23 protein-coding genes are annotated in these 25046 nt (G+C 53.5%); 7 read left to right on the top strand and 16 right to left on the bottom strand.

Annotated features, from left to right (window positions below; translation table 11 throughout):
- Positions 1-32: 32 nt before the first annotated feature.
- Positions 33-1103 (bottom strand): tRNA preQ1(34) S-adenosylmethionine ribosyltransferase-isomerase QueA, encoded by a 1071-nt coding sequence (gene queA, locus RIN69_RS05465; RefSeq protein WP_313856086.1) that lies wholly within the window; start codon positions 1101-1103, stop codon positions 33-35.
- Positions 1104-1262: 159 nt separating this feature from the next.
- Here queA and RIN69_RS05460 point away from each other — a divergent pair, with 159 nt between their 5' ends.
- On the top strand, positions 1263-1844 hold the full coding sequence (locus RIN69_RS05460) for an ACP phosphodiesterase (RefSeq protein ID WP_313857612.1): 582 nt from the start codon (positions 1263-1265) through the stop codon (positions 1842-1844).
- 195 nt (positions 1845-2039) lie between these two features.
- Complete coding sequence (locus tag RIN69_RS05455; RefSeq protein WP_313856085.1) at positions 2040-2642, top strand: peroxiredoxin C; 603 nt, start codon at positions 2040-2042, stop codon at positions 2640-2642.
- 131 nt (positions 2643-2773) lie between these two features.
- Here RIN69_RS05455 and proY read toward each other — a convergent pair whose 3' ends face one another.
- The 6 genes from proY to phoB all read right to left on the bottom strand — a co-directional run bounded on the left by proY (position 2774) and on the right by phoB (position 10223).
- Entirely contained in the window at positions 2774-4132 is a 1359-nt protein-coding gene (gene proY, locus RIN69_RS05450; protein WP_313856084.1) for a proline-specific permease ProY, read from the bottom strand.
- Between the two features lie 69 nt (positions 4133-4201).
- Positions 4202-5521: a branched-chain amino acid transporter carrier protein BrnQ gene (brnQ, locus tag RIN69_RS05445; protein WP_313856083.1), complete on the bottom strand. Its 1320-nt coding sequence runs from the start codon at positions 5519-5521 to the stop codon at positions 4202-4204.
- A 410-nt stretch (positions 5522-5931) separates the two neighbouring features.
- Entirely contained in the window at positions 5932-7035 is a 1104-nt protein-coding gene (locus tag RIN69_RS05440) for a cobalamin-independent methionine synthase II family protein (RefSeq protein ID WP_313856082.1), read from the bottom strand.
- A 230-nt stretch (positions 7036-7265) separates the two neighbouring features.
- Complete coding sequence (locus RIN69_RS05435) at positions 7266-8186, bottom strand: PstS family phosphate ABC transporter substrate-binding protein (protein WP_313856081.1); 921 nt, start codon at positions 8184-8186, stop codon at positions 7266-7268.
- A gap of 19 nt (positions 8187-8205) precedes the next feature.
- Positions 8206-9519 carry a phosphate regulon sensor histidine kinase PhoR gene (gene phoR / locus RIN69_RS05430; RefSeq protein WP_313856079.1) on the bottom strand — a complete coding sequence of 438 codons (1314 nt, stop codon included), beginning with the start codon at positions 9517-9519 and terminating at the stop codon, positions 8206-8208.
- A gap of 14 nt (positions 9520-9533) precedes the next feature.
- Positions 9534-10223 carry a phosphate response regulator transcription factor PhoB gene (gene phoB, locus RIN69_RS05425; protein WP_052899539.1) on the bottom strand — a complete coding sequence of 230 codons (690 nt, stop codon included), beginning with the start codon at positions 10221-10223 and terminating at the stop codon, positions 9534-9536.
- A 215-nt stretch (positions 10224-10438) separates the two neighbouring features.
- On the opposite strand from phoB, the gene sbcD reads away from it, so the two are divergent.
- From sbcD to RIN69_RS05410, 3 genes are all read left to right on the top strand, one after another.
- Positions 10439-11656, top strand: coding sequence for an exonuclease subunit SbcD (sbcD, locus tag RIN69_RS05420; protein ID WP_313856076.1), 1218 nt, complete (start codon positions 10439-10441; stop codon positions 11654-11656).
- Positions 11653-15330, top strand: a complete 3678-nt coding sequence (locus tag RIN69_RS05415) for an SbcC/MukB-like Walker B domain-containing protein (RefSeq protein ID WP_313856075.1) — start codon at positions 11653-11655, stop codon at positions 15328-15330. Before sbcD ends, RIN69_RS05415 begins: the two co-directional genes overlap by 4 nt.
- Before the next feature lie 73 nt (positions 15331-15403).
- Positions 15404-15787, top strand: coding sequence for a cell envelope integrity protein TolA (locus RIN69_RS05410; protein ID WP_313856073.1), 384 nt, complete (start codon positions 15404-15406; stop codon positions 15785-15787).
- A 10-nt stretch (positions 15788-15797) separates the two neighbouring features.
- Here the strand turns inward: RIN69_RS05410 and mak are convergent, their stop codons facing one another.
- Positions 15798-16703: a fructokinase gene (mak, locus tag RIN69_RS05405; RefSeq protein ID WP_313856071.1), complete on the bottom strand. Its 906-nt coding sequence runs from the start codon at positions 16701-16703 to the stop codon at positions 15798-15800.
- A 146-nt stretch (positions 16704-16849) separates the two neighbouring features.
- Here mak and rdgC point away from each other — a divergent pair, with 146 nt between their 5' ends.
- On the top strand, positions 16850-17761 hold the full coding sequence (gene rdgC, locus RIN69_RS05400) for a recombination-associated protein RdgC (RefSeq protein WP_313856070.1): 912 nt from the start codon (positions 16850-16852) through the stop codon (positions 17759-17761).
- 48 nt (positions 17762-17809) lie between these two features.
- Here rdgC and ppnP read toward each other — a convergent pair whose 3' ends face one another.
- The 5 genes from ppnP to RIN69_RS05375 all read right to left on the bottom strand — a co-directional run bounded on the left by ppnP (position 17810) and on the right by RIN69_RS05375 (position 20683).
- Positions 17810-18094: a pyrimidine/purine nucleoside phosphorylase gene (gene ppnP, locus RIN69_RS05395; RefSeq protein WP_313856068.1), complete on the bottom strand. Its 285-nt coding sequence runs from the start codon at positions 18092-18094 to the stop codon at positions 17810-17812.
- A 95-nt stretch (positions 18095-18189) separates the two neighbouring features.
- Positions 18190-18867, bottom strand: coding sequence for an AroM family protein (locus RIN69_RS05390; RefSeq protein ID WP_313856067.1), 678 nt, complete (start codon positions 18865-18867; stop codon positions 18190-18192).
- Between the two features lie 318 nt (positions 18868-19185).
- Positions 19186-19377, bottom strand: a complete 192-nt coding sequence (locus RIN69_RS05385; protein WP_313856065.1) for a YaiA family protein — start codon at positions 19375-19377, stop codon at positions 19186-19188.
- A gap of 166 nt (positions 19378-19543) precedes the next feature.
- Positions 19544-20068, bottom strand: a complete 525-nt coding sequence (gene aroL / locus RIN69_RS05380; protein WP_313856064.1) for a shikimate kinase AroL — start codon at positions 20066-20068, stop codon at positions 19544-19546.
- Between the two features lie 171 nt (positions 20069-20239).
- Entirely contained in the window at positions 20240-20683 is a 444-nt protein-coding gene (locus tag RIN69_RS05375) for a YaiI/YqxD family protein (protein ID WP_313856063.1), read from the bottom strand.
- 236 nt (positions 20684-20919) lie between these two features.
- Between RIN69_RS05375 and proC the strand changes: the two genes are divergently transcribed.
- Positions 20920-21735, top strand: a complete 816-nt coding sequence (gene proC, locus RIN69_RS05370; RefSeq protein WP_313856061.1) for a pyrroline-5-carboxylate reductase — start codon at positions 20920-20922, stop codon at positions 21733-21735.
- Positions 21736-21768: 33 nt separating this feature from the next.
- On the opposite strand, the gene RIN69_RS05365 is transcribed toward proC, so the two are convergent.
- The 3 genes from RIN69_RS05365 to RIN69_RS05355 form a co-directional block, all read right to left on the bottom strand.
- A complete protein-coding gene (locus RIN69_RS05365; protein ID WP_313856060.1) occupies positions 21769-23292 on the bottom strand; it encodes an FAD-dependent oxidoreductase in 1524 nt (507 codons plus the stop codon).
- Positions 23293-23565: 273 nt separating this feature from the next.
- Positions 23566-24630 (bottom strand): diguanylate cyclase AdrA, encoded by a 1065-nt coding sequence (gene adrA, locus RIN69_RS05360; RefSeq protein ID WP_313856059.1) that lies wholly within the window; start codon positions 24628-24630, stop codon positions 23566-23568.
- Between the two features lie 101 nt (positions 24631-24731).
- Positions 24732-25034 (bottom strand): PsiF family protein, encoded by a 303-nt coding sequence (locus tag RIN69_RS05355; RefSeq protein WP_313856058.1) that lies wholly within the window; start codon positions 25032-25034, stop codon positions 24732-24734.
- Positions 25035-25046: the final 12 nt, after the last annotated feature.

The raw sequence follows: 25046 nt of genomic DNA, 5'->3' as shown, positions 1-25046 counted from the left end.
AGGTTCCGCCCGGTTAACCCCGGCGGAATAAATTACTCGCCGACCACTTCGACTTCGGCCTGCGGATTACGGCTGATAAACATCGCATCGCCGTAACTAAAGAAACGATATTGCTCCGCCACCGCCTGCTGATAAGCCTGCATGGTGTGGCGGTAACCTGCAAATGCCGACACCAGCATAATCAGCGTCGACTCCGGCAGGTGGAAATTGGTCACCAGCGCATCGACAACCTGGTAGTGATAGCCCGGGTAGATAAAGATTTTGGTATCGTCGAAGAAGGGCGCAATCAGTGCATCCTGACTGGCTTTGGCCGCGCTTTCCAGCGAACGCACCGACGTGGTGCCGACCGCTACCACCCGCTTACCGCGCGCTTTGCACGCCAGTACCGCATCGACGACATCCTGCGGCACTTCAGCATATTCGGCATGCATAATATGGTCTTCGATGGTTTCTACCCGCACCGGCTGGAAAGTGCCCGCACCAACATGCAGCGTAACGAACGCCATCTCAATGCCTTTCTCACGCAGCGCAGCCAGCAACGGCTCGTCAAAATGCAGACCGGCAGTCGGCGCGGCAACCGCGCCCGGACGCTGGCTGTAGACCGTCTGATACAGCTCACGGTCAGCATCTTCATCAGGACGGTCGATATACGGCGGCAGTGGCATATGGCCGACGGCGTTCAGAATATCGAGTACCGCGCGTTCGTCGTGAAACTCGATTTCAAACAGCGCATCATGGCGCGCTACCATCGTCGCTTTCACGCTTTCATCTTCACCCAGCAATAACTCTGCACCGGGCTTCGGCGATTTAGAAGAGCGCACATGCGCCAGCACGCGTTTTTCATCGAGCATACGCTCGACCAGCACTTCGATTTTACCGCCGCTGGCTTTACGTCCGAATACGCGCGCCGGAATCACCCGGGTATTATTGAATACCAGCAGATCGCCAGCCTCGAGTTTATCCAGCAAATCGGTGAATACCCCATGCGTCAGTTCACCGCTCGGCCCGTCGAGGGAAAGCAGGCGACATCCGCTGCGCTGTGGCTGCGGGTAATGGGCAATCAAAGATTCAGGTAACTCAAAAGAAAAATCGGCAACGCGCATGGGTATCAATCTTCAGGTGTGAAACAGGCGGCATAGTTTAGCCGAAAAGCGCTCAATTCTAAACAACTGGCTGAAACGGATAATAAACCATCGTGTAACCGGGCGAAGGCGCACGCGCCGCCCGTGCCATTGAGCGGTAAAATGGCTATACTCGCCGGCATGAACTTTCTTGCTCATCTTCATCTGGCCACGCTGGCCAACAGTTCGCTGCTCGGCAATCTGATGGCCGACTTCGTCCGCGGCAACCCGCATAACGACTGGCCTCAGCCGGTAGCCGAAGGCATTTCGTTGCACCGTCGTATTGATGTCATGACGGATTCGCTGCCGGAAGTCCGCGCCGCGCGCCGTTACTTCCGCGAGGAAACGTATCGCGTTGCGCCCATTACGCTGGATGTTATCTGGGACCATTTTCTCGCGCGCCACTGGCAACAGATTGCGCCGGAAATATCCTTGCCAACTTTCCTCAACCAGGCACGCGCGGTGATCCAGCCTGAATTACCGTCGACGCCAGAGCGCTTTCAGAACCTTAATCGCTATTTATGGACCGAGCGCTGGATGGAAAACTATGCCGATGCAGCTTACTTAGAGAAGGTGCTGTATGGCATGGCCTCACGCCGCCCCCGGCTGGCTGCCCTCAGCGACTCTTATCAGGATTTTGTCGCGCATTATCATCAATTTGACACACTGTTCTGGCAGTTTTATCCGCGCATGATGGCACAAGCCGCACAGCAGCAGCTGTGAAGCAGCCAGAAACCACTTGCTGCTTGCCCTTTTGTCAGAAAGGGTTATTGTATGAGGCTACCTTGATAATGCACCCTATTTGATAGGTAACGCCTATCAAATTAATCGGCGTTATGCATTGGTTCCCGCGGTAACGTACCCTCTATAATTGCGGGCATTAAATTTTATTAACCTCACACTTTTACAGGAGTGAATATGGTCCTGGTAACTCGTCAAGCCCCTGATTTTACTGCAGCAGCTGTACTGGGCAACGGTGAAATCGTTGAAAACTTTAACTTTAAAAAACACACCGCTGGTAAAGCCACCGTTGTGTTCTTTTGGCCAATGGACTTCACCTTCGTCTGCCCGTCTGAGCTGATTGCTTTTGACAAGCGTTACGAAGAGTTCCAGAAGCGTGGTGTTGAAGTTGTTGGTGTCTCCTTCGATTCCGAGTTCGTGCACAACGCATGGCGTAAAACTCCGGTTGAGAAAGGCGGCATCGGCGAAGTGAAATACGCAATGGTTGCTGATATCAAACGCGAAATCCAGAAAGCTTACGGTATCGAGCATCCGGACGCAGGCGTTGCACTGCGCGGCTCTTTCCTGATCGACCAGAACGGCGTTGTTCGTCATCAGGTTGTCAACGATCTGCCACTGGGCCGTAACGTTGATGAAATGCTGCGTATGGTTGACGCGCTGCAATTCCACGAAGAGCACGGTGAAGTTTGCCCGGCTCAGTGGGAAAAAGGAAAAGAAGGCATGGGCGCATCTCCGGAAGGCGTTGCGAAATACCTGTCTGAAAACGCGACCAACCTGTAATTCAGGTCTGTTGCAGAAAAAGCTCGCTTCGGCGGGCTTTTTTTATGCCCGCAGCATGACGTATCAGTCATCAACCAGCGAAGCGGTTAATAAAAAGGGCGGGAGAACCCGCCCTTTCCGTCAGTTATGGCTTAGCGGCGACTGACGCGCTGCTTAATCACATAACCGACCAGTAGCAATACAATCCACGCCATACCGACATACAGCGAAATACGGGTATCCGGGAAGTAGCCAATCAGGCCGATGATAAACACCAGAAATGCGATACCAACCATCGCGGTAGCCGAGCCGCCCGGCAAGGCAAACTTCAGCGCCTTCGCCTCTTCACTGCTCAGTTTACGACGGAAAGCAATTTGCGAACTGAGGATCATAATCCACACCCACACCGTGGCAAACGTCGCCAGTGAGGCGATTACCAGGAACACTTTTTCCGGCATCAGGTAGTTCAGGTAGACCGCCACCAGCATCGCCAGCATCATCACGATCACCGTGACCCACGGAATACCGCGACGTGAGACTTTCATAAACATCTTCGGCGCATGGCCCTGTTCGGCCATCCCGTGCAGCATACGACCGACGCCAAACACATCGCTGTTAATCGCCGACAGCGAGGCGGTGATGACGACGAAATTAAGGATAGAAGCGGCAGCAGCAATACCGAGGTGCTGGAAAGTCAGAACAAACGGACTGCCCGAGGTGCCCACCTGGTTCCACGGGTAAATCGACATAATGACAAACAGCGTGCCGACATAGAACACCAGAATACGCAGCGGCACCGAGTTAATCGCACGTGGAATCGACTTTTCCGGATCTTTCGCTTCACCGGCGGTGATACCGATAATTTCAATACCGCCGTAAGCAAACATCACCATCTGCAGCGACAGCAGCATGCCGACGATACCGTGAGCAAAGAAGCCGCCATTGGTCCACAGATTATGGATACCGGTTGGCTGACCACCGTTGCCAATCCCCCAGATAATGATGCCGAAGCCAGCGAGGATCATGATGATAATGGTGGCAACTTTAAAGAAGGAGAACCAGAACTCCACCTCGCCAAACACTTTCACGCTGAGCAAGTTGATGCCGCCGATAATCAGCACCACGCTCAGTACCCAGATCCAGTGCGGCACATCCGGGAACCAGACGCCCATATAGATGCCAAAGGCAGTAACATCGGCAATGGCAACAATCAGGATTTCAAAACAGTAGGTCCAGCCGGTGATATAACCTGCCAGCGGGCCGAGATAATCCTGAGCATAGCGCGAAAACGAGCTGGACTGCGGATTGTTCACCGACATCTCACCCAGCGCACGCATAATAATATAGGCTACCGCGCCGCCAATAATATAGGCCAGCAGCACGCTTGGTCCGGCCATTCTGATGGCATCAGCCGAGCCGTAAAACAGCCCGGTACCAATTGCCGATCCTAATGCCATAAAACGGATATGGCGCGTGCTCAGTCCGCGTTTGAGCTTGTTCGTTTCTTGCATAGCGACTTATCACCTGTGGAAATGAAAAAACCACGGGCAAGCCCGTGGTTAAAAAATAAACCTGAATTCTTACTGGTGCGCAGTGACGTGCTGACGCCCCATCACGCGATCGATAATCGCGACAACCACCAGTATCGCCAGTGATGGCGGCAGCCAGGACAGACCCTGATCGGCCAGCGGTAAATGCTGACTCCAGGCTGGCAGAACATCGTTGAAACTGGTGGTCTTAATCGCGTCAATGATACCAAAGAGCAGGCTAATCAGCATCGTTGGCGCAATAATCCGGCTGCTGTTATTCCACCAGCGCAGAGTAAAGCTCAGCACTACCAGCACAATACACGGTGGATAGATAGCGGTCAGCACCGGAATCGAGACCTGAATCAGGTGGCTCAGACCGAGGTTTGAGACCAGCATTGAGAACAGACCGAGAATAAATACCAGCGTGCGGTAAGAGAGCGGCAGATACTGCTGAAAGAACTCCGCACAGGCGCAGGTCAGGCCAACCGCTGTAACGATACAGGCGACGAAAATCAGCGCAGCAAGGAAGAAGCTGCCCATTCCGCCAAAGGTATGCTGCACATAGTTATGTAAAATCATCGCGCCGTTGGCATTCTGATCGACAATGCTGGCACTGTGCGAACCCAGTTTAAACAGGCTGAGATAGACCAGCGTCAAACCGACACCGGCAATCAGGCCAGCAATCACGGTGTAACGAGTCAGCAGGCGCGCATCGCTGACGCCACGTGAACGCGCAGCATTAACAATAACGATGCCAAACACCATCGCGCCCAGCGTATCCATGGTCAGATAGCCCTGCACGAAACCGTTGGAGAACGCAGCATGCTGATAGGCTTCCGTCGCCGGAGCGAAATCGCCTGCTGGCCACAGCATTGCAGCAACGCCGAGCACACCCAATGCAATAATTTTCAGCGGCGCCAGAATATTGCCTACGGTATCCAGCAGCTTGCCCGGATAAAGAGAAATACCCATGACCAGCGCGAAATAGACCACGCTGTAGATAAACAGTGGCAGCGGGCCGTCACCGGTCAGCGGTGCAATACCCACTTCGAAGGAAACCGTTGCGGTACGCGGAGTGGCGAACAGCGGGCCGACTGCCAGGTAGCAGACCGTCGCCAGCAGCAGACCCGCCGCTTTACCAATCGGCGAGCTCAGGGCGTCAACACCGCCACCGACGCGTGCCAGCGCGATCACCGTAATCACCGGTAAACCCACTGCGGTAATCAGAAAACCCAGTGAAGCCATCCAGACGTGTTCGCCAGACTGAATTCCCACCATTGGCGGGAAGATAATATTGCCCGCGCCGACAAACAGGGCAAAGGTCATAAAGCCCAGCGCGATGATATCTTTAGGAGTTAAACGATATTTCATAAAAGCCGTGATGCCTGTTCCTGATGTTGCAGTGAAAGTTGTGTTTAAAGCGTTGCGAACCCCACAGCACGTTAAAATTTTCATTAATTCAGACAACTACAGAGCATTATGCTTACTGATGGCCTGGCGCGCAGGTGATTTGAGCTAATTTTCTTCTGTTCACAGGGGGATAAATCGACAACGGCGCTAAGTAAAACGTTTATAGCGAAGAAAGGCAATACGGGATCGGAAAAGCAGGATGATATAGCAGATATTTCTCTAAAAGCAGTGCATCACTTCAACATATGAGTAATGCACACTAGATGATTTGTATTTTTTATGTACAACCAGGGGTTATATTGCTCGTTTGTGCGCATTCTGATGCACAAAAGGCGCGGAAAGCCGCGCCTGTCCGCACAACTTTACGCCAGTTACCAGACGTTTTTAGCGATATCGACCAGCAAACGCAGCTTGGCCCACTGCTGCTCTTCCGTCAGACTGTTGCCTTCCTCCGTTGAGGCAAATCCGCACTGCGGGCTGAGGCAGATTTGATTGATGTCGACATACTGCGCCGCTTCAGCCAGGCGCTGTTTTACCGTTTCCGGATTTTCCAGCTCGCCATTTTTAGTCGTGATCAGACCGAGCACCACCTGCTGGTTGCCTGGCCGGATAAAGCGCAGCGGCTCAAAACCACCGGAGCGCTGGTTATCGTACTCCAGGAAGAAAGCGTCAATGTTCACCGTGCCAAACAGAATTTCAGCCACTGGCTCGTAGCCGCCTTCAGAGATCCAGGTAGAGCGGAAGTTACCACGGCAAACATGCAGGCCAATGGTCAGATCGTCTGGCTTACCCTCAATGGCTTTATTCAGCACGCGGGCATAGATACGCGCCAGCTCTTCAGGATCGTCACCGCGCTCGCGGATCTGTTGTTTCTGATCGTCGGAGCAGAGATAGGCCCAGACGGTGTCATCCAGCTGCAAATAGCGGCAGCCGGCATCATAGAACGCTTTGATCGCATCACGATAAGTCTGTGCCAGGTCGTCAAAGTACGCATCCAGCTCAGGATAAACCGTTGCGTCGATCGCTTTACGTCCGCCGCGGAAGTGCAGCACGCTTGGGCTGGGTATCGTCATTTTGGCCACGGCATCACCACTGACGCTTTGCAGATAGCGAAAATCTTCCAGCATCGGGTGGTCGCCAAAGCCCAGCTTGCTGACCACGCGCACGCTGTGAGCTTTGGTCTGCACGCCGTTAAACTGGATGCCCTGATCGACATCGTAGCGCTCAACACCCTGCAGGCCGTCGAAAAAGTCAAAATGCCACCATGCGCGACGGAACTCACCGTCAGTCACCACCTGTAAACCGCAGGCACGTTGATGAGTCACCACATGACGGATCGCCTCATCTTCGATACGACGCAGTGCGCTGGCATCGATTTCACCCGCAGTAAACTGCTCACGCGCCTGTTTAATTGCCTGCGGACGCAGAAAGCTGCCAACGGTATCGGCACGAAATGGCGCGGTGGTTCTTTGCATGGTTTTTAACTCCTGACTGATGCGCGCAGCGCATAATTTACCGGTAAAATAGTTGCCCTTCGTTATTTTTTAGACTTCTGGACATCTATATGTCTGAACCCACATTGCCATGAGCCTTGTTCAGGTGCAACAGAGGAAATTTCATTAGTGATGAATTAAATTCATGTTGGCAGGTGAGCGGCCTGATGCCGCCCCTGGGGTTAACACGTACCGGCTAATAATTTTAAAATTTAGTTAATCAGCGCCCGTGCCTGACGCAGCTGCGCTTCAGACAGCGGCAAATAGCCCGAACGCTCCACCAGCGCCTGCCCTTGTGGCGAAATCGCCTGCTGCAAAAAGGCACGGGTTAACGGCTCCAGCGGTTTACCTGGGGCTTTATTCACATAGATATAGAGTGGGCGAAGATAAGGATAACTGCCGTTACGAATATTTTCGGTGATTGGCATCACGCCTGGCTGGCCATCACGGCCAATCGCCAGCGTTTTAACGCCGCTGATATGAAAACCAATACTGGCATAGCCAATGCCATTCAGACTGCTGGCCACCGCCTGCACCACCGCCGCCGAACCGGGATACTCACTGACATCCTGGCGAAAATCACCGTTACACAGCGCCTGCTGTTTGAAGAACCCCCAGGTGCCGGAAGCGGAATTGCGCCCAAAGCGTTGCAGGGTGCGCCGCTGCCAGTCAGGTGCGGTCAGCGCTAAGTCTCCCCAATATTGCGGCGCAGCGGTAGCACCACATAAGCGCGTGACCGAAAATAGCGCATCAAGCTGCTGACTATCGATTGAGTTCAGCGGATTGTCCTGATTCACCACCACCACCAGCGCATCCATCGCCACCGGTACAGCCAGCGGTGGATAACCATATTTAGCCTCAAATAACTGGCGTTCTCCCGCCTGCATCGGGCGGCTCATGGCACCAAGCTGCGCTGCGCCAGCAGCCAGAGCTATCGGCGCGGTGGACGAACCGGCAGCCTGAACCTGCACGTTCACACCAGGGAACTGACGGTTAAAGTTCTCACCCCATAGCGCCATCAGGTTACCGAGGGTATCCGAACCGACGCTGGTAAGATTTCCCGCCAGCATCCCCTCTTTCGCCTGAACTGCCGCTGACAGCACCAGCGCCGCTGCCAGAATCACTCGTTTCATGCTTTGCGTCCGTGAATGGTTAACGCTTTGCATTCTCCGGTAATTCAGCCGGAACAATCAACCTCGGCGCCAGCGTAAAGGCAAAACAGGTCTCAACATCAGCAGCACTGGTAATATCCAGCCGCGAATTATGATGGCTCAGCGCATGTTTTACGATCGCCAGCCCAAGACCGCTGCCGCCGGTGGCGCGCGAACGCGCTTTATCCACGCGGTAAAAGCGTTCGGTAAGCCGTGGAATATGTTCCTTCGCAATCCCCGGTCCGTTATCTTTCACCGCAAAATGCGCGCCGGTTTTATTACGCAACCAGCTGATATCAATCCGGGTGCCTGCTGGCGTATGGTTAACCGAGTTATAGACCAGGTTAGAAAGCGCACTGCGCAGTTGTTCATCATTACCGAACACCCGCAGGTGTGGATCGGTATGGAAATGAATTTCATGCCGTCCATTGCTCAGCGTTTCCGCCTCACGTTGCAGCAGGCGCAACATCATCGGCACGTCCACTTTCTCCTGCAAATCAATCGCCGGCGCCGCTTCAATCCGCGACAGGGTAAGCAGCTGTTTAACCAGGCTATCCATACGCCGCGTCTGCTCCTGCATGGTATGCAGAGCCTTGCTGCGTGCAGGTCCTTCCAGCACCGCATCGTTCATCATTTCCAGATAACCCTGCAACACGGTTAACGGCGTGCGCAGTTCGTGACTGACATTGGCGAAAAAGTTGCGCCGCGCCCCTTCCAGCTGATGCATCTGAGTAACATCACGCGCCACCAGCAGCCACTGCCCTTCGCTGTAAGGCATGATACGAAACTCTAAATGACGATGATTATTCAGTACCAGAGTTAGCGGTCGGGAAAAATCGCGCTGGCGCAGATAGTGGGAAAACTCAGGATAGCGCAGCAGGTTAAGAATATTTTGTCCGTTATCCTCCGGCCAGCGCAGCCCAAGATGCTGTTGTGCCAGGCCGTTACACCAGAAAATATTGCCCTCTTCGGTCGTCAACACCACCGCATCCGGCAACGATTCTGCGCCGCTGCGAAAACGTTTAATCAGGTTGCCCAGCTCGCGACGTCGCCGCCGGTTACGCAGTTGCATCTGATACAAACCATAGAACAGTGGCTCCCAGCTGGCTTGCCCGGCGGGCGGCGTCATCGTACGGTCGATCCATAGCCAGTGCGACAGGCGCTGCAGATTATAGAAATGCCAGCCCAGCACGCCAAGCACCGACAGCAGCAGCCACCACGGCAGAAAACCCACCACCAGGCCGAGTATCAGTGCTGGCACGCAGGCCAGCAGCAGTTCCAGTAATAATCTCTTCCAGGAGAGGCGTTCCAGCACGGTTCAGACTCCGATCAAAAACGAGCGGAGAAACGATACCCCGTTCCACGCACCGTTTGCACCATGCGATCGTGGCCGGAAACTTCCAGCGCCTTGCGCAAACGGCGGATGTGCACATCAACAGTACGATCTTCCACATAAACATTGGTGCCCCAGACGTGATTCAGCAGCTGTTCACGGCTGTATACCCGTTCCGGATGGGTCATAAAAAAGTGCAGTAATTTATATTCGGTCGGGCCCATTTCCAGCGGGGTATTTTCTGACATCACCCGGTGCGACGAAGGATCGAGGCTGAGTCCCTGCATTTCGATCACCTCTTCAACCGCCATCGGTGATATACGGCGCATCACCGCTTTGATGCGTGCCACCAGCTCTTTCGGTGAAAACGGCTTGGTGATGTAGTCATCGGCACCGACTTCCAGCCCGCGCACCCGGTCTTCCTCTTCACCACGCGCAGTCAGCATCATCACCGGAATATCCCGGGTCATGGCTTCGCGTTTCAGATGCTTAATAAATTGAATGCCGCTGCCGCCAGGTAACATCCAGTCGAGCAGAATCAGATCGGGCCAGGGTTCGATAAGTAAATTGATCGCACTGTCATAATCTTCCGCTTCTATCGGTTGATAGTCATTTTGCTCAAGAACGAAACACAACATCTCACGGATTGGGGCTTCATCTTCGACTACCAAAATGCGCTTAGCCATTATTGCTCCTGCTGATGTGACTTTAGTCACTGGGATTCGCGGCGCCATTATGCGTCAGTTTTATGACAGATTTATGAAAAATGCACGGACCAAAATCGCCTTTGTGATACTTTTTTTTAGGCTGATTATGCATTTACTCACCCGCCGTTAAGCTCTCTGTTTATAATCGGCAACTTACGTTACCGTTATGTACCCTAAATAAATCGGGAAGTTTTATGCGCATTATCCACACCTCGGACTGGCATCTCGGTCAGTTTTTCTACACCAAAAGCCGGGCGCCGGAGCATCAGGCGTTTCTTAACTGGCTGGTACAGGTGGTAGAACAACATCAGGTCGATGCGGTGATTGTGGCCGGTGATATCTTCGATACCGGCTCGCCTCCGAGCTATGCGCGTGAACTGTATAACCGTTTTGTCGTGCAACTGCAGCAAACCGGCTGCCAGCTGGTAGTGCTCGGCGGAAACCATGATTCAGTGGCAACGCTCAATGAATCTCGCGAGCTGCTGGCCTGCCTGAATACCCGGGTGATTGCTGCCGCCAGCGATGACATCGGGCAGCAAGTGTTACAGCTGAATGACCGTCAGGGCAACCCAGCTGCGCTACTGTGTGCGATTCCATTTTTACGCCCGCGCGATATTCTGCGCAGCCAGGCCGGGCAATCGGGACGCGAAAAACAGCAAAGTCTGCTGGAAGCCATCAGCGAGCATTATCAGAGCTGCTATCAGCATGCACTGACACAGCGCACCGCGCTGGGGCTGGCATTACCGATTATCGCTACGGGCCATCTGACGACCGTCGGCGTCACCACCAGTGACTCGGTGCGTGATATCTATATCGGCACGCTCGATGCCTTCCCGGCGCAGGCTTTTCCGCCCGCCGATTATATCGCACTGGGCCATATTCATCGGGCGCAGCGCGTCGCCAACAGCGAACATATTCGCTACAGCGGTTCGCCTGTCCCACTCAGTTTTGATGAACTGGGTAAAGAGAAGAGCGTATTTCTGGTGGAGTTTGCCGGCGACCAGCTTCGCCGCGTTGAAGCGCTGCAGGTTCCGTTATTTCAGCCGATGTGCATGATTAAAGGCTCGCTGGCAGAAATTGAGCAGCAGCTGGCACAATTCACCGATACTGACAGCAATGTCTGGCTGGATATCGAAATCGTCACCGCCGATTATCTCAATGATATTCAGCGCCGCATCCAGGAGCTGACCGCCGCGCTGCCGGTAGAAGTGGTGTTACTGCGCCGCAGCCGCGAACAGCGTGACAAGGTGATTGCACGTCAAAATAACGAAACCCTAAGTGAACTGAGCGTTGAAGAGGTGTTTGCCCGGCGGCTGGAGCAGCAAGAAGATAATGATACTCCGCGTCAGCAGCGCGCGCAGCAGCTGTTTGTTACCACTTTAGATGCCATTCGCCATGAGGAGCAGCCGTGAAAATTTTGACGCTGCGTTTTAAGAACATCAACTCGCTGAAGGGCGAATGGAAAATCGATTTCACCGCTGAACCCTTCGCCAGTAACGGCTTGTTTGCGATTACCGGGCCAACCGGAGCCGGTAAAACCACCCTGCTCGATGCTATTTGCCTGGCGCTGTATCATCAGACCTCGCGCCTCGGCGGTATTACCCAGTCGCAAAACGATCTGATCACTCGCGATACCGCCGAATGCCTTGCCGAAGTGGAGTTTGAAGTTAAGGGTGAAGCCTGGCGCGCATTCTGGAGTCAGAATCGCGCGCGTGGCGCGGTGGATGGCAATTTGCAGGCGCCAAGAGTCGAGCTGGCGCGCTGTAGCGATAACACCATTGTCGCCGATAAAGTTAACGACAAGCTTAAAATGACTGAAAGTCTGACCGGCCTCGATTTTAACCGTTTTACCAAATCGATGATGCTTTCCCAGGGTCAGTTTGCCGCCTTTCTGAATGCCAAAGCCAATGAACGCGCAGAGCTGCTGGAAGAGCTGACCGGCACCGAAATTTATGGCCGCATCTCAATGGAGGTGTTTGAACGTCATAAAGCCACCCGCCTTGCGCTGGATAATTTGCGCGCGCAGGCATCCGGGATGGCGTTACTGGATGAAGAGACGCGTCAGACTCTGCAACAGCAGCTGGATCAGTTGATTGCGCAGGAGCAAGTACTTACCCAGCAACTGAATAAGCGACAGCTTGAGCAACAATGGCTGACCCAGCGCGATAAGCTGCAACAAAGTTGTCAGCAGGCAGAGAGCACTCAGCAGCAGGCGGAGCACGCATGGCAGCAGGCACTTCCGCAGCGGGAGCAGCTGGCGCAGGCAGAACCGGCAGAAAAACTGCGTCCGCTGTGGCAACAGCGTAACCAGACTCAACAGGATGTAACCGATGCTGAGCAACAGCTTCACGCGCTGAGCACACAGCAGCAGCAAGCCAGCATCGCGCTGCACAGCCTGAGCGAACAGCAGCAGCAGGCAGAATCGCAGCTGAAACAGTTGTCAGCACAACGTCAGCAGCAGGAAACGCTGATTAATGAGCAGGTTATTCCGCTCGATCATCAGCTGGCAACATTGCAACAGCAGGCAGAACAGCTGGACAAAACGCTAAGTGAGTACCAACTTTCACAGCAGCAGAAACTGCAAAATCAGGCGCAGTATGCTCAGGAAATCAACAACCTGGAGCAGCAACGCTACCAGCATCAACAGTGGCGCGAGCAGCATGAGCACGTCGCTCACTGGGGTGAATCACTGCTGTTGTGGCGGGAACGATTCAGCCAGTTACAAAAAAGCGAGCAAGCACTGACTTCGCTGCAACAGCGCGAACAGCAACAGTTGCAGACTATTGCACTGCAAAATCAGTCGCTTGAGCAGCAGGCAACGCAGCTGGCCCCGCTACAGGCACAGTACGATATTACACAGCAGCAGCAGAATCAGGCCGAACAAGCGCTGGCGACGCTGCAACAGCAGCAACCCGAACAGACATTGCGGGCAGCGCTGGCGGCCCTGCAACAGCAACGTCCGCAGCGGCAACAGCTGGCGCTGCTGTCATCGCAGTGGCTGCAGCTGAGTCAGCAGCAACAACGTCAGCACGCTGCACTGCAGCAGCTGAATTCGCAATTACTCCAGGACGAGCAGCAGCTGCAAGCGCTGCGCGGCGCATGGAAAGAGAAAAAGCAGCACTATCTCGATCTGAAAACCCGCTGCGAACTGGAAAAGCAAATCGCCGATTTAGCGCACTATCGCGCGGCGTTACAGCCTGAGCAACCCTGTCCGCTATGCGGCTCCTGTCAGCACCCGGCCATTGCCGAGTATCAGTCACTGGAACTGTCCGAAAATCAGCAGCGCCTGCAGCAACTGGAAAAAGAGGTGCAGCAACTCGCAGAGCAAGGCAGTGCCAAAGGTGAGCAGGTGCGGCTGAGCAAGCTACAACTGGAAAAACAGCAGCAGGAAAGCCAGCAAATCGCCAGCGATATCGCCGGTTTGCTGCAACTGTGGCAGCAACTTGCCAGCCAGCTGGCAACAGACTTTGTCACGCCGGAAGCGGAAGCCGTCAGCCACTGGCTGCAACAGCAGGAGCAGCAGGAAGCCAGCCTGCAACAGACGCTGATCCACTATGAGCAGGCGTCGCGCCTGCATCAGCAAACTAAAGATGCCTGTAGCGCGCAATGGCAGGCGCTGCAAAAACATCAGCAGTCACAGCAACTGGCGCAGCAGCAGCTGAACCATGCGCAGCAACAGCTGGATGAGCTGCAAAAACAGCAGCAAAGCGATCGTCAGCAGGCCCGGCAATTACGCGAAGCACTCACCGCCGAACTGGCCGTTTATCAGTTCAGTTTACCTGACGCCGACAGTGCCGACAGCTGGTTACAGGCACGCCAGCAACAGTGGCAACAGTGGCAGCAAACTGAACAACAACTGACTGAACTGCAGCCTAAGCTGGCGGCGCTGGAAAGCCGCCAGCAAAGCCTCGCCAGTGAGCTGGCTGAGTTGCAAAAGCGCCTGACCAGCAGCGCAACCGAGCGCGATACGCTGCATCAGCACACCCTGGCTCTCCAGCAACAGCGCCAGCAGCTGTTTGGCGATCGCCAGATCGGCGACGTCCGGCAGCAGCTGCAACAGCAGATGGTTCAGGCAGAAGCGCTCAGTGCTGAGAGACAGCAACAGTGGCTGACAGCACAGAACCAGCTGAATAATCTGACCGGACAGCATAACTCACTAAATAATCAGCTGACATCATTACAATCCCGCCTGAAACAGGCGCAGGAACAGCTGAGTAACGCACTGACCGCCAGCGCTTTCGCCGATGAAAGTGCCTTTACCGCCGCACTGCTTGATGACGCCAGCGCACAACGCTTGCGTCAGCAGCAGCAACAGCTGGAAAGTCAGCGTCAGCAGGCGGTGGTGCTGTATCAGCAGGCCAGCAAAGCGCTAAGCGAACATCAGGCGCTGCAGCCGGAAAATCTGAATGACCAACCAGAAACCCTCAGCGAACAGATAGATATTTTACGCTTGCAGGTGCGAGACAATGCCCAGCAGCAGGGCCAGGCACGCCAGCAGCTGGATAGCGACCAGCAGCGTCGACAGCAGCAACAGAGCCTGCTGCAACAAATTGCCGACGGCGAGCAGCAGGCGGATGACTGGGGTTATCTCAATCAAATGATTGGTTCACGAGACGGCGATAAATTCCGTAAATTTGCTCAGGGACTGACGCTCGATCATCTGGTGTGGCTGGCGAATAATCAGCTAACCCGCCTGCATGGTCGCTATCTGCTGCAACGGAAATCACAGGAAGCCCTGGAGTTGCAGGTGATCGATACCTGGCAGGCCGATGCCCAGCGCGATACCCGTACCCTGTCCGGCGGCGAAAGTTTCCTGGTCAGCCTGGCGCTGGCGCTGGCGCTGTCCGATTTGGTTAGCCATAAAACCCGTATTGAGTCGCTGTTCCTTGATGAAGGCTTTGGCACGCTTGATGCTGAAACACTGGATACCGCGCTGGATGCCCTCGATGCGCTGAACGCCAGCGGCAAAACCATCGGCGTGATCAGTCACGTCGACGCGATGAAAGAGCGTATCCCGGTGCAGATTAAAGTACGCAAGGTGAACGGCCTCGGCTACAGTAAACTGGAACCCGTATTTTCAGTTTAATCGGCCTTTCGTCGCGCTACAGATAGCGTTAGTGTGGCGCCTTTGCCGCACCACGCGCTGTTCAGAGGTAGAGATGTCACGATTGACTGTATTAATGGGGATGGCGCTTAGTCAGTTGTTACTGAGCGCCTGTCAGATGCCGGCTGACAAGCAGCCAACAGGGGCAGAACAGGCTTGTTCGCGCACGCAAACTATGAGTAAAGAGATGTGCATGTATACCCGGCAGATATATGCAAAGGTCACGGCAAATTTCTTTGATTATGACCGCTATTCTGGCCAGCAGTGCGATGCGACCATCGAGTACAGCAGCATTCATCAGCGCTATAACGTGATTCGCACTCAGGGTGATGAACCGCTGTGCCTGAAGGCCTGGCAAGTTATCGGCACGGCGAAAGATCTTCCACCGCCGCCGACTAATTTTACCCGAGGTGTGGTGCTGAGTTTCCGGCCAGACTGATAGTGAATGCTTACAGCGGCCACAGCCACGCCGCGCCACGCACGCCGCTGGAATCACCATGTTGCGCTCTGAGCACCGGCGTTTCACACTCGCCACCGAACACCCAGTTTTTCAGCAGCAGCGGCACTGTTTGATACAGGCGCTCTACATTACTCATGCCACCGCCCAGCACAATGACATCCGGATCGAGAATATTGACAACCTGCCCGAGAGATTTCGCCAGCCGTAGCTCATAACGATTCATCGCCAGCTCTGCCAGCGGATCCTGCTGCCCCAGCAGCTCAATAATCTCTGCTCCGCTACGTTTCTGCCCGCTTAACCGATGGTAATCGGTGGCAAAACCGGTGCCGGAAATAAAGGTCTCGATACAGCCGGCCTTGCCGCAGTAACATGGAACCTGCTGCCGATAGCGTAATTCGTCTTCATCCATCCACGGCAGTGGGTTGTGCCCCCATTCGCCTGCGTTGCCATTACCGCCGATGTGCGCCTGACCATTTAACGCCACGCCCGCGCCGCAGCCGGTGCCGATAATCACCGCAAATACCGTCGATTTACCCGCCGCCGCGCCGTCGACCGCTTCTGAAACCGCCAGACAGTTGGCGTCGTTGGCGATACGCACTTCGCGTTGCAGCAGCGCGGCAAGATCGGTATCCATCGGCTGCCCATTAAGCCAGGTCGAGTTGGCATTTTTCACTTTGCCAGTATAGGGCGATAAGGTGCCGGGAATTCCGATTCCCACGCTGCCCTGCTGGCCGGTTTTCTCTTCCGCCAGTTTTACCAGTGTTGCAATCGCATTCAGCGTTTGTTGGTAGTCGTCACGCGGAGTCGCCACTCGATGGCGAAACAGCTCTTCGCCCTGGTCAGATAACGCAATCACTTCAATTTTAGTGCCGCCTAAATCAATGCCTATACGCACCTGTTATTCCTCATTATTCGTCACAATGCTCCTAACATTAGAAGGGTGGCGCAGGAAAGGCAATGAAACCGCCGCGATGTTTCGCTATCATGCCCGCTGACTTTGAAACATGCGCGTTCGATCGCGCTCCAGCCAGGGAAAACACCATGTTGTGGTTTAAAAATTTGATGGTTTATCGTCTGAATCGTGACATTCCGCTGTCCGTTGACGATATGGAAAAACAACTCGATGCGTTTTCTTTTAGCCCGTGCGGCAGCCAGGATATGGCCAAAACCGGTTGGGTTTCGCCGATGGGATCGCGCAGCGACGCGCTGACCCACGTGAATAACGGTCAAATCCTGATTTGCGCGCGCAAAGAAGAGAAAATTCTGCCATCGCCGGTGATTAAACAGGCGCTGGAAGCAAAGATTGAAAAGCTTGAAGCTGAACAACAGCGTAAGCTGAAAAAAACCGAGAAAGACTCGCTGAAAGATGAAGTGTTGCACAGCCTGCTGCCGCGCGCCTTCAGTCGTTTCAGTCAGACCTTCTTATGGATCGATACGGTCAACAATTTGATTATGGTTGACTGTGCCAGCGCCAAAAAAGCGGAAGATACGCTGGCGCTGCTGCGTAAAAGCCTCGGTTCGCTGCCGGTGGTGCCGCTGACGCTGGAAAGCCCGATTGAGCTGACGCTGACCGAGTGGGTGCGTTCCGGCGATCTGCCAGCCGGTTTTGCATTAATGGATGAAGCCGAGCTGAAAGCGATTCTGGAAGATGGTGGCGTGATCCGTTGTAAGAAGCAGGATCTGGTTTGCGACGAAATCGCCAACCATATCGAAGCCGGCAAGCTGGTGACCAAACTGGCACTGGACTGGCAGGAGCGCATCCAGCTGATATTGTCTGATGACGGCTCGCTGAAACGCCTGAAGTTTTCCGACACCCTGCGCGAGCAGAACGACGATATCGATCGTGAAGATTTTGCTCTGCGTTTTGATGCTGACTTTATTCTGATGACCAGCGAACTGGCAGCACTGGTCAGTAATCTGGTTGAAGCACTGGGCGGCGAAGCACAGCGTTAACAACCCGCCTGCGCGGCAGCAAGGCCGGGGATCTCCCGGCCTGAGATCTTACAGGTAACGACACAGATACGAGGTCGGTTCTGCGACCTGCAGATGGAACTCGCTGTGCGCCGGAACATTGAAAATCTCACCCGCCTGATACAGTTTCCACTCGGTTTCACCCGGTAGCAGTACCTTCAGTGAACCACTGACCACCGTCATCTCTTCTGCCTGACCGGTGCCAAAATTGTATTCACCTTCGACCATCACGCCAACGCTGGCGCGTCCGGTACTGGCACTGTCAAAAGCAATCGATTTCACTTTTCCGTCAAAGTACTCGCTAATGGTGAGCATACTGCTTCCTCGAAACCTAAAAATGGGTGGAAAAACAGTGTAGAACGTTGATTCAGCCTCTGTCACGCAAAATTCGTCTGTGGTGAGTGGCGTGACTACATCAACAGTTCAGCCGCCAGCGTTGCCACCAGCGTATTCGATAACAGCACCGGAATACCGAGCAGTTTTTGCAGGAAGTCGCGATGGCGCTGGTGGTATCCCATACTGTCCAGCAGCAGCACATCTGCCCCCTGCTCCAGCAGTGACAGCGCCGCATCGATCAGTTGTTCATCGTCAGATTGCCAGGGGCTGGCGACCGCAAAACAGGGAGGATTGCTGAGATTTTTCCATTTTCCCGCCTGCTCTTCAATTTGCTCAAATAGCGGCACCATTATCCCGACCTGATACCCGGCAACGATGGCTTCAACCAGCGGAGGAATAATGCGATCCGGCTCGAGTAATACCGCGCTGGTGGTATTAAGCGAGAAAATATTGCCCGGGCAGCACAATAAAATTGTGTCATATCCCTGCTGTTCCAGCGCCAGCAGACACTTTTGCAGTCCGGCTTCAACTTTAGCCGCCGATAAAGTCAATGAGCTGCCATCCTGCAAGTGGACCAGTAGCGTTTTTTCATCAGCTTCCGGCATAAACTGCTGGTTTATATCGCTTAGCGTCATGCCATCTAACAGGGCGACACTGGTAATCTGCTGCTCCGGTAAGTGCTCAAGTAGCAGTGGAAAGAAATCGCTGCGGGGCATATGGCTGATTGTCAGCGTGACCAGTGTCTGTTTCATAAAAGCTGTCCGGGTGAAATGCTTCTGACTGCTTTATCGCGCCAGATTTTTTTAAATAATCGGCCATGATAAAACCGGTAAGACTGACGTCCAACCTCTTTTGCCCAACCTTTAGTAATTAATCCGGCAAAGTAGTAATCAATGCGATAAAGCCATCAATGTCGCCTTTCATTTAGAGCATAGCCCATCTAAATGAGACTCTGATCTCAATGAGACTTTCATATAAAAGCCAGCAAATCACTGCGAATGGGGTTCAGACTGCATCAGGATTCAGGGGGAGAAATGCGAGGAAAAGCGTCGGCGTCCTTGCCGCTGGAACTATTCTTTATCTTTATCTTCGTAGCGTTCTCTGGCGTCCAGCGCTTCCTGTTCAGTTTCATGTTCGCTGATCAAGGTATTGGCATGAGGGTGATCGGCGCGCAGCTGATACCAGGTGACGGTTTTGCCGGGCGCACCTTTCTCTACCGTTTCAATTCGCGCTTCACGTGGATATGGAGGTCTTGTCGCCATAAAAGTCTTCCCTCTTATTGTCGATGAATACTATCCGCTAAATCCTGGGAAAGATTCCCGTCGCAGACATTTTTACTGCCCGAAGGATAAGTATAGACAATTTCAGGTATTTTTCAGGACGACAGCGGAGAGCAGACGACGAGGGCGTCGCCTGCCGGACAACAGATTAGCTGGCGCGCGCCAGAGACAAGGTTTGCAACAGCTGGAGGACAACTTGCTCAGGCGTATGCATCGCATTGATCACATGATGGGCCGCCTGATGATAGAGCCTGTCGCGCTGTGACAGCACTTCCACCATCTCGTCAGCAATTGGACGCCCGGTTAAGGTTGGACGCTGCTCCTGCTCAGGATACGCCTCCAGCCGGGCAGCCAGCACATCCGCTTCGGCATTCAGATAAACCACCGTGCCGTGATTGCGCATAAACTCACAATTTGCTTCGGCCAGAACCATTCCGCCACCGGTAGCAATCACCGTGGAGGGCGCGGTCACAGCCATCAGCGATTGTGTTTCACGCTGGCGAAATCCATCCCATCCTTCAGCAGCAACGATATCGGCAACCGTACGCTGCGTGCTCTGCTGTAGAAAGTGATCGGTATCACTAAACGCATAGCCCAGCGCCTGGGAAAGTGCCATTCCAACGGTAGTTTTTCCGCATCCGCGGGCGCCGATCAAATAGATGGGTAACGACATAAAGCGCAAATCCTCAGGCGCATTACCGATACCACGAGTGCCATCGATAATGCTTAAAACAGGTCAACTTTGCGTCGCATCATACCGACAATTTTTTCTGTGAGCCAGATGTAACCACAGATTTACGCCTGCCAGATGACAAACCTGATGATTTTTTATCTGCAGGCTGAGTCAGCCTCTCAGCAACCATTTATCCAGTTCGTTGGCGAACTGCTGTCGATCCTTTTGGCTTAATGCGCTCGGCCCACCGGTCTGAATGCCACTGGAACGCATCGTGTCCATAAAATCTCGCATCGTCAGGCGTTCACGTATCGTGGCATTGCTGTAACGCTCGCCGCGCGGATTCAGTGCCACGGCACCTTTTTCCATCACCTCCGCCGCCAGCGGGATATCGGCGGTAATCACTAAATCGCCTTTCTCCGAGCGCCGGACGATTTCATTATCCGCCACATCAAAACCGGCGGGCACGCGTAACGTGCGAATAAAACGCGATGGCGGCACCGTTAACGGCTGATTGGCAACAAAGGTAATCTCGATCTGCGCACGCTCAGCAGCGCGGTACAACACTTCTTTAATCACTTTTGGACACGCATCGGCATCCACCCAGATTGGCATAACATTTCCTGTCAGGATTGGGGAACTATGGAGATCTTGCCGTTCTTTTCCAGAATGGCAAATTTTATCTGATCAAAACGCTTAACCACTGTAAACCACAGGCTGAGAACAGGATGTTGTCTTGCTTTATCTCCGCCATTCACGATTGGCATTGTTTTAAGATCGCTGAAGCTGGATTAAGGTGAAGAATGTCGTAAGCTAGTTGGCGGCGAAAAACACAACGCATTAAGGAGCAGATGTTGGAGAAGAAGATAGGTTTTATCGGCTGCGGCAACATGTCTAAAGCCATCATTGGCGGTCTGGTGGCCGGTGGACAGATTCAACCGGAGAACATCTGGGTCTTCGACCATAAACCTGAAACCAATCAGGCGATGCAGCAGCAGTATGGCATCACGCCCGCAGAGAGTGCGGAAGAGGTGGCTAAACAGACCGATATTTTATTTGCTGCCGTAAAGCCAAACGTGATTCTGAAAGTCCTGAAGGACCTGGCCGGCAGTCTGAACAGAGATACGCTGGTGGTGTCAATTGCCGCCGGAGTGACGCTGGATGCGCTGGCGATGGCGCTTGGTCATGACCGCAAGATTGTGCGGGTAATGCCTAATACACCGGCGCTGGTTAACGAAGGTATGACTTCGGTTACGCCAAATGCGCTGGTATCCCAGCAAGAAACCGAAGAAGTCGTGGCCATTTTTAACAGCTTTGGCAAAGCAGCGGTTGTCGCTGAATATCTGATCCACTCGGTGGTTGGCGTCAGCGGTTCAGCACCCGCCTACGTATTTATGTTTATCGAAGCGATGGCCGACGCCGCGGTACTCGGCGGCATGCCGCGTGCCCAGGCTTATCAATTTGCTGCACAGGCGGTAAAAGGCTCAGCCCAGATGGTTCTGGAAACCGGCAAGCATCCAGCCGAACTGAAAGATATGGTCTGTTCACCAGGCGGCACCACCATTGAAGCGGTGAAAGTGCTGGAAGAGAAAGGCTTCCGTTCAGCAGTCATCGAAGCGATAAGCCAGTGTATGGCGAAATCTGAAGCGCTGAGTAAAAAATCCTGAGTTGTCGGGTCGGGCCTGCCCGACCCGTAAGCTTTACTGCCGTTGCTTAGCCAGTGAAATGGCCTGCTGAAGCGTCATCGGTTGCTGCATACGCATCACCAGCTCAGCCGTCAGAGTGTACATTCCACAGGATATCACCGCTGCCAGCTTTCCTTGCTGACCATAGAAACCGATAAACTTCTGATCGTCTAACGATCCGATCAGCTCGAACTGATCCCATTCGCTGGCATGTCCCAGATATTCATAGCGAGTGCCAAAATGCGCGGTCCAGAAAAACGGCACCCGGTCAAAAACCTGTGTCGCACCCAGCATGTTCTTTGCCGCCAAACGACCTTGCTGCTGTGCCACCCGATAGTGTTCGATGCGCTGATAGCCCTTCGCGACCGGATAACTGGCAATATCACCTACCGCCCAGATATTTTCACTCAGCTGCAACTGTTGATTGGTTGGCAGGCTGCCATCATCCAGCAATTCGATATCATGGATAAATCCGGTGGCGGGCGCTACACCAGTGGCCAGCAGCACGACATCCGCAGGCACCACTTCACCACTTTTCAGTTCCACGCCGCAAACCTGCCGTTCACCCTGCAGTGCGGCAACCTCACCCTCAATAAAGCGCACACCCTGCCCTTCATGCAGTTGACGGAAGAAGCCGGCAATCTTTGAGCCAAACTGCTTTTTAAACGGCAGCGCATCGCGGGCGATCACCTGCACTTCGATCCCACGCGCTCGCAGCGCCGATGCCAGCTCCATACCAATAAAACTGTTGCCGATAATTACCAGCTTTTGCTTTTCATCCACTTCCCGCAACAAACTGTCGGCTTGCTCAATACTGCGCAACAGATGCACACCAAACAGTGCCTTACCGGGTATCTCGGGACGCTGGGGTACGCCTCCGCTGGCAATCAGTAATTTATCGAAATGCAGCGTCGAACCATCAGCAAAATGCAGATTTTGCTGACGGCTGTCGAGCCGCTCAACATCACCATAATAGCGCTCGACCTGCTGCAAAAATGCGTCATCGACCGGCGCAGGCACTTCACTGATTTTCATCTCTCCGGCAGCAACAAATTTACTGAGTGCAGTGCGATCGTAGGGCGCTTCTCGCTCGCGATCGACCAGTATCAGTTTGCCAGCAAAACCTTGATCGCGTAGCGTCCACGCTGCCGCACTGCCCGCCGCCCCACTCCCCACAATGACAAAAACCGCCGATGAAGGACTGCCAGATTGGGGTTGCCGTGCCGGCAGCGGCTCAGGCTTAACCTGCACCATGCCATTTTCAATCCGCAGTGGGTACTGCGGCAAATGACTCAGCGCCAGCGGCTCTGCCAGGCTGCCGTCATCAAGATTGAACGCTGCCTTATGCCACGGGCAAATCAGCTTGCCATCGCAGATTGCACCTTGTTCCAGCGGGGCTCCGGCATGAGGGCATGTTGCCTGATACGCATGGACTGAATCACCATGACGGATCAATAACACATCGGTTTCCCCTACCGGGGCTTTAACCGGCTTCATCTCTGGAAGATCCTGCAATACCATTACATTCTGATAACCCACGACATGACTCCCTTGCATTGATTGGTGTTGCGCAATGGCAAAACCGGCCAGTGGCATACCCATATAGTTATTGTGAATATTAAGCCTGGCAGGCTAAGCGAAGATGGCAACGCGTGAAGTAAAGCGAAGGGGAAATGCTGGCTAACTGATTGTTTAGCGGTATTTTAAAATATTTAAGCAAATATTAACCGGCAAAATTTATCCTGACGCGCAGGACGGCGGAACGGCTATATAACAGGATTGTTAGGCATCAATAAATACCGGCGATAATTGCTATCGATCCGCCACTTCGGTGCGGCTACGCCCGGCCTTTTTTGCCCGGTATAACGCTACGTCCGCCGCCTTAATCCAGTCATGATAGTTTTTCATATGCTCGCTGTATTCAGCTACGCCAACGCTGATATGGATTGTCATTGCCGGTGCCTGACCCTTTCCTGCCAGGTGCAAATTATCCCGCACCCGACTAATGGCCTGAATCGCCTTTGCCGAAGAGGTGCCTGGCATAATCACGGCAAATTCATCGCCACCAAAGCGACCGATAATATCGCTGGTGCGAAGCCTTAGGCGCAACTCTTCCGTCACCCGCATCAGTGCTTCATCACCCAGGTCGTGTCCCCAGGTATCGTTAATAGTTTTAAAATGGTCGAGATCAATAAGTAGTAACGTGGCAATGTGTTGATAGCGCTGACAGTTGTCATATTCATTGTGCAGCAAATGTTCCCAGTAACGACGATTAAAAACTCCGGTCATTCCATCGTGGATACTCATTTCCATCAGCTTACGTTTGTGCTGCGCCAGCTTTATTGCCATGCTATAAGTCACCTGGCCGAGAAATACAGGGTAAATAAACAGCATCGGCAAACAGATATACATCTGTTGTGGCGAGGTGGCAAAATTAATTGTCGGTTGCACCAGTAACAGCGTCACGGCGATCACCATCAGTTGCAGTATAAAACCACGAAAAAAGAATTTCGCGCCACCGGCGGCAATATTGTTCATGCCCATCATCGCGGCAAGTAGGGTGGAAGGCAGCGCATTCAGCCCCATTAACGCAATCCAGAAACCGCCGAATGCGGCGTCCAGCAGCAGATTTCGCCGCTCACTGCGCATCGGATCTTTCGCATGAATGGCTAACCAGTAAGCCAGATGTGGCCAGATAAAGCCATTGACAAACAACAAGCTTATCAACCAGTTGGAGGGGTTGTCGCCCAACGACCACATGACAAGAATAAAACCAAATCCCAGCCCGACGATACGGGGCAGATAGACGCGGCGGGCAAAACGCAGTCCCGAACGTCGCGCGTCAACTTTTAATAAAGTTGCAACGGGTAAGGTCATTGCCACCTCGTCAGTCAGACCGGCAATTCCGGTGTGACGTTTCAGGCCTAAGTATCCTGAGAGACTGAAATAGCGTGGACCTTCAGGCCCACGTTAATATTTTAGCTTTTCTTCAGGCAACCGCTCATAAAGGTTTTTCGTTCATCGCCCTTCAGGGCCTTTTCACCAGCCTGTGCATTGCAGGTTTTCATCCTCATTTGCTGCGGCGTCATCCCACTTATCTCATGGTCTTTACGCAGGCATTTGCTCATAAACTGTTTACGGGCATCACCTTTTAACTCCTGACTACTGGCCTGCTGATTACACAAGGTCATTTTTTGCTGCTGTGGCGTTTTTTCTACTGCACCAGCATAACCTGACGCCATAATGCAGGTTAGGGTTATCATCAGCACCTGAACTTTCATACCCGATCCTTT

The sequence above is a fragment of the Winslowiella toletana genome, from assembly GCF_032164335.1.
GTDB classification, from domain to species: Bacteria; Pseudomonadota; Gammaproteobacteria; order Enterobacterales; family Enterobacteriaceae; genus Erwinia; species Erwinia toletana_A.
Note: the sequence above shows the minus strand (reverse complement) of the source record. Positions and strands in the feature narration are given on the sequence as shown.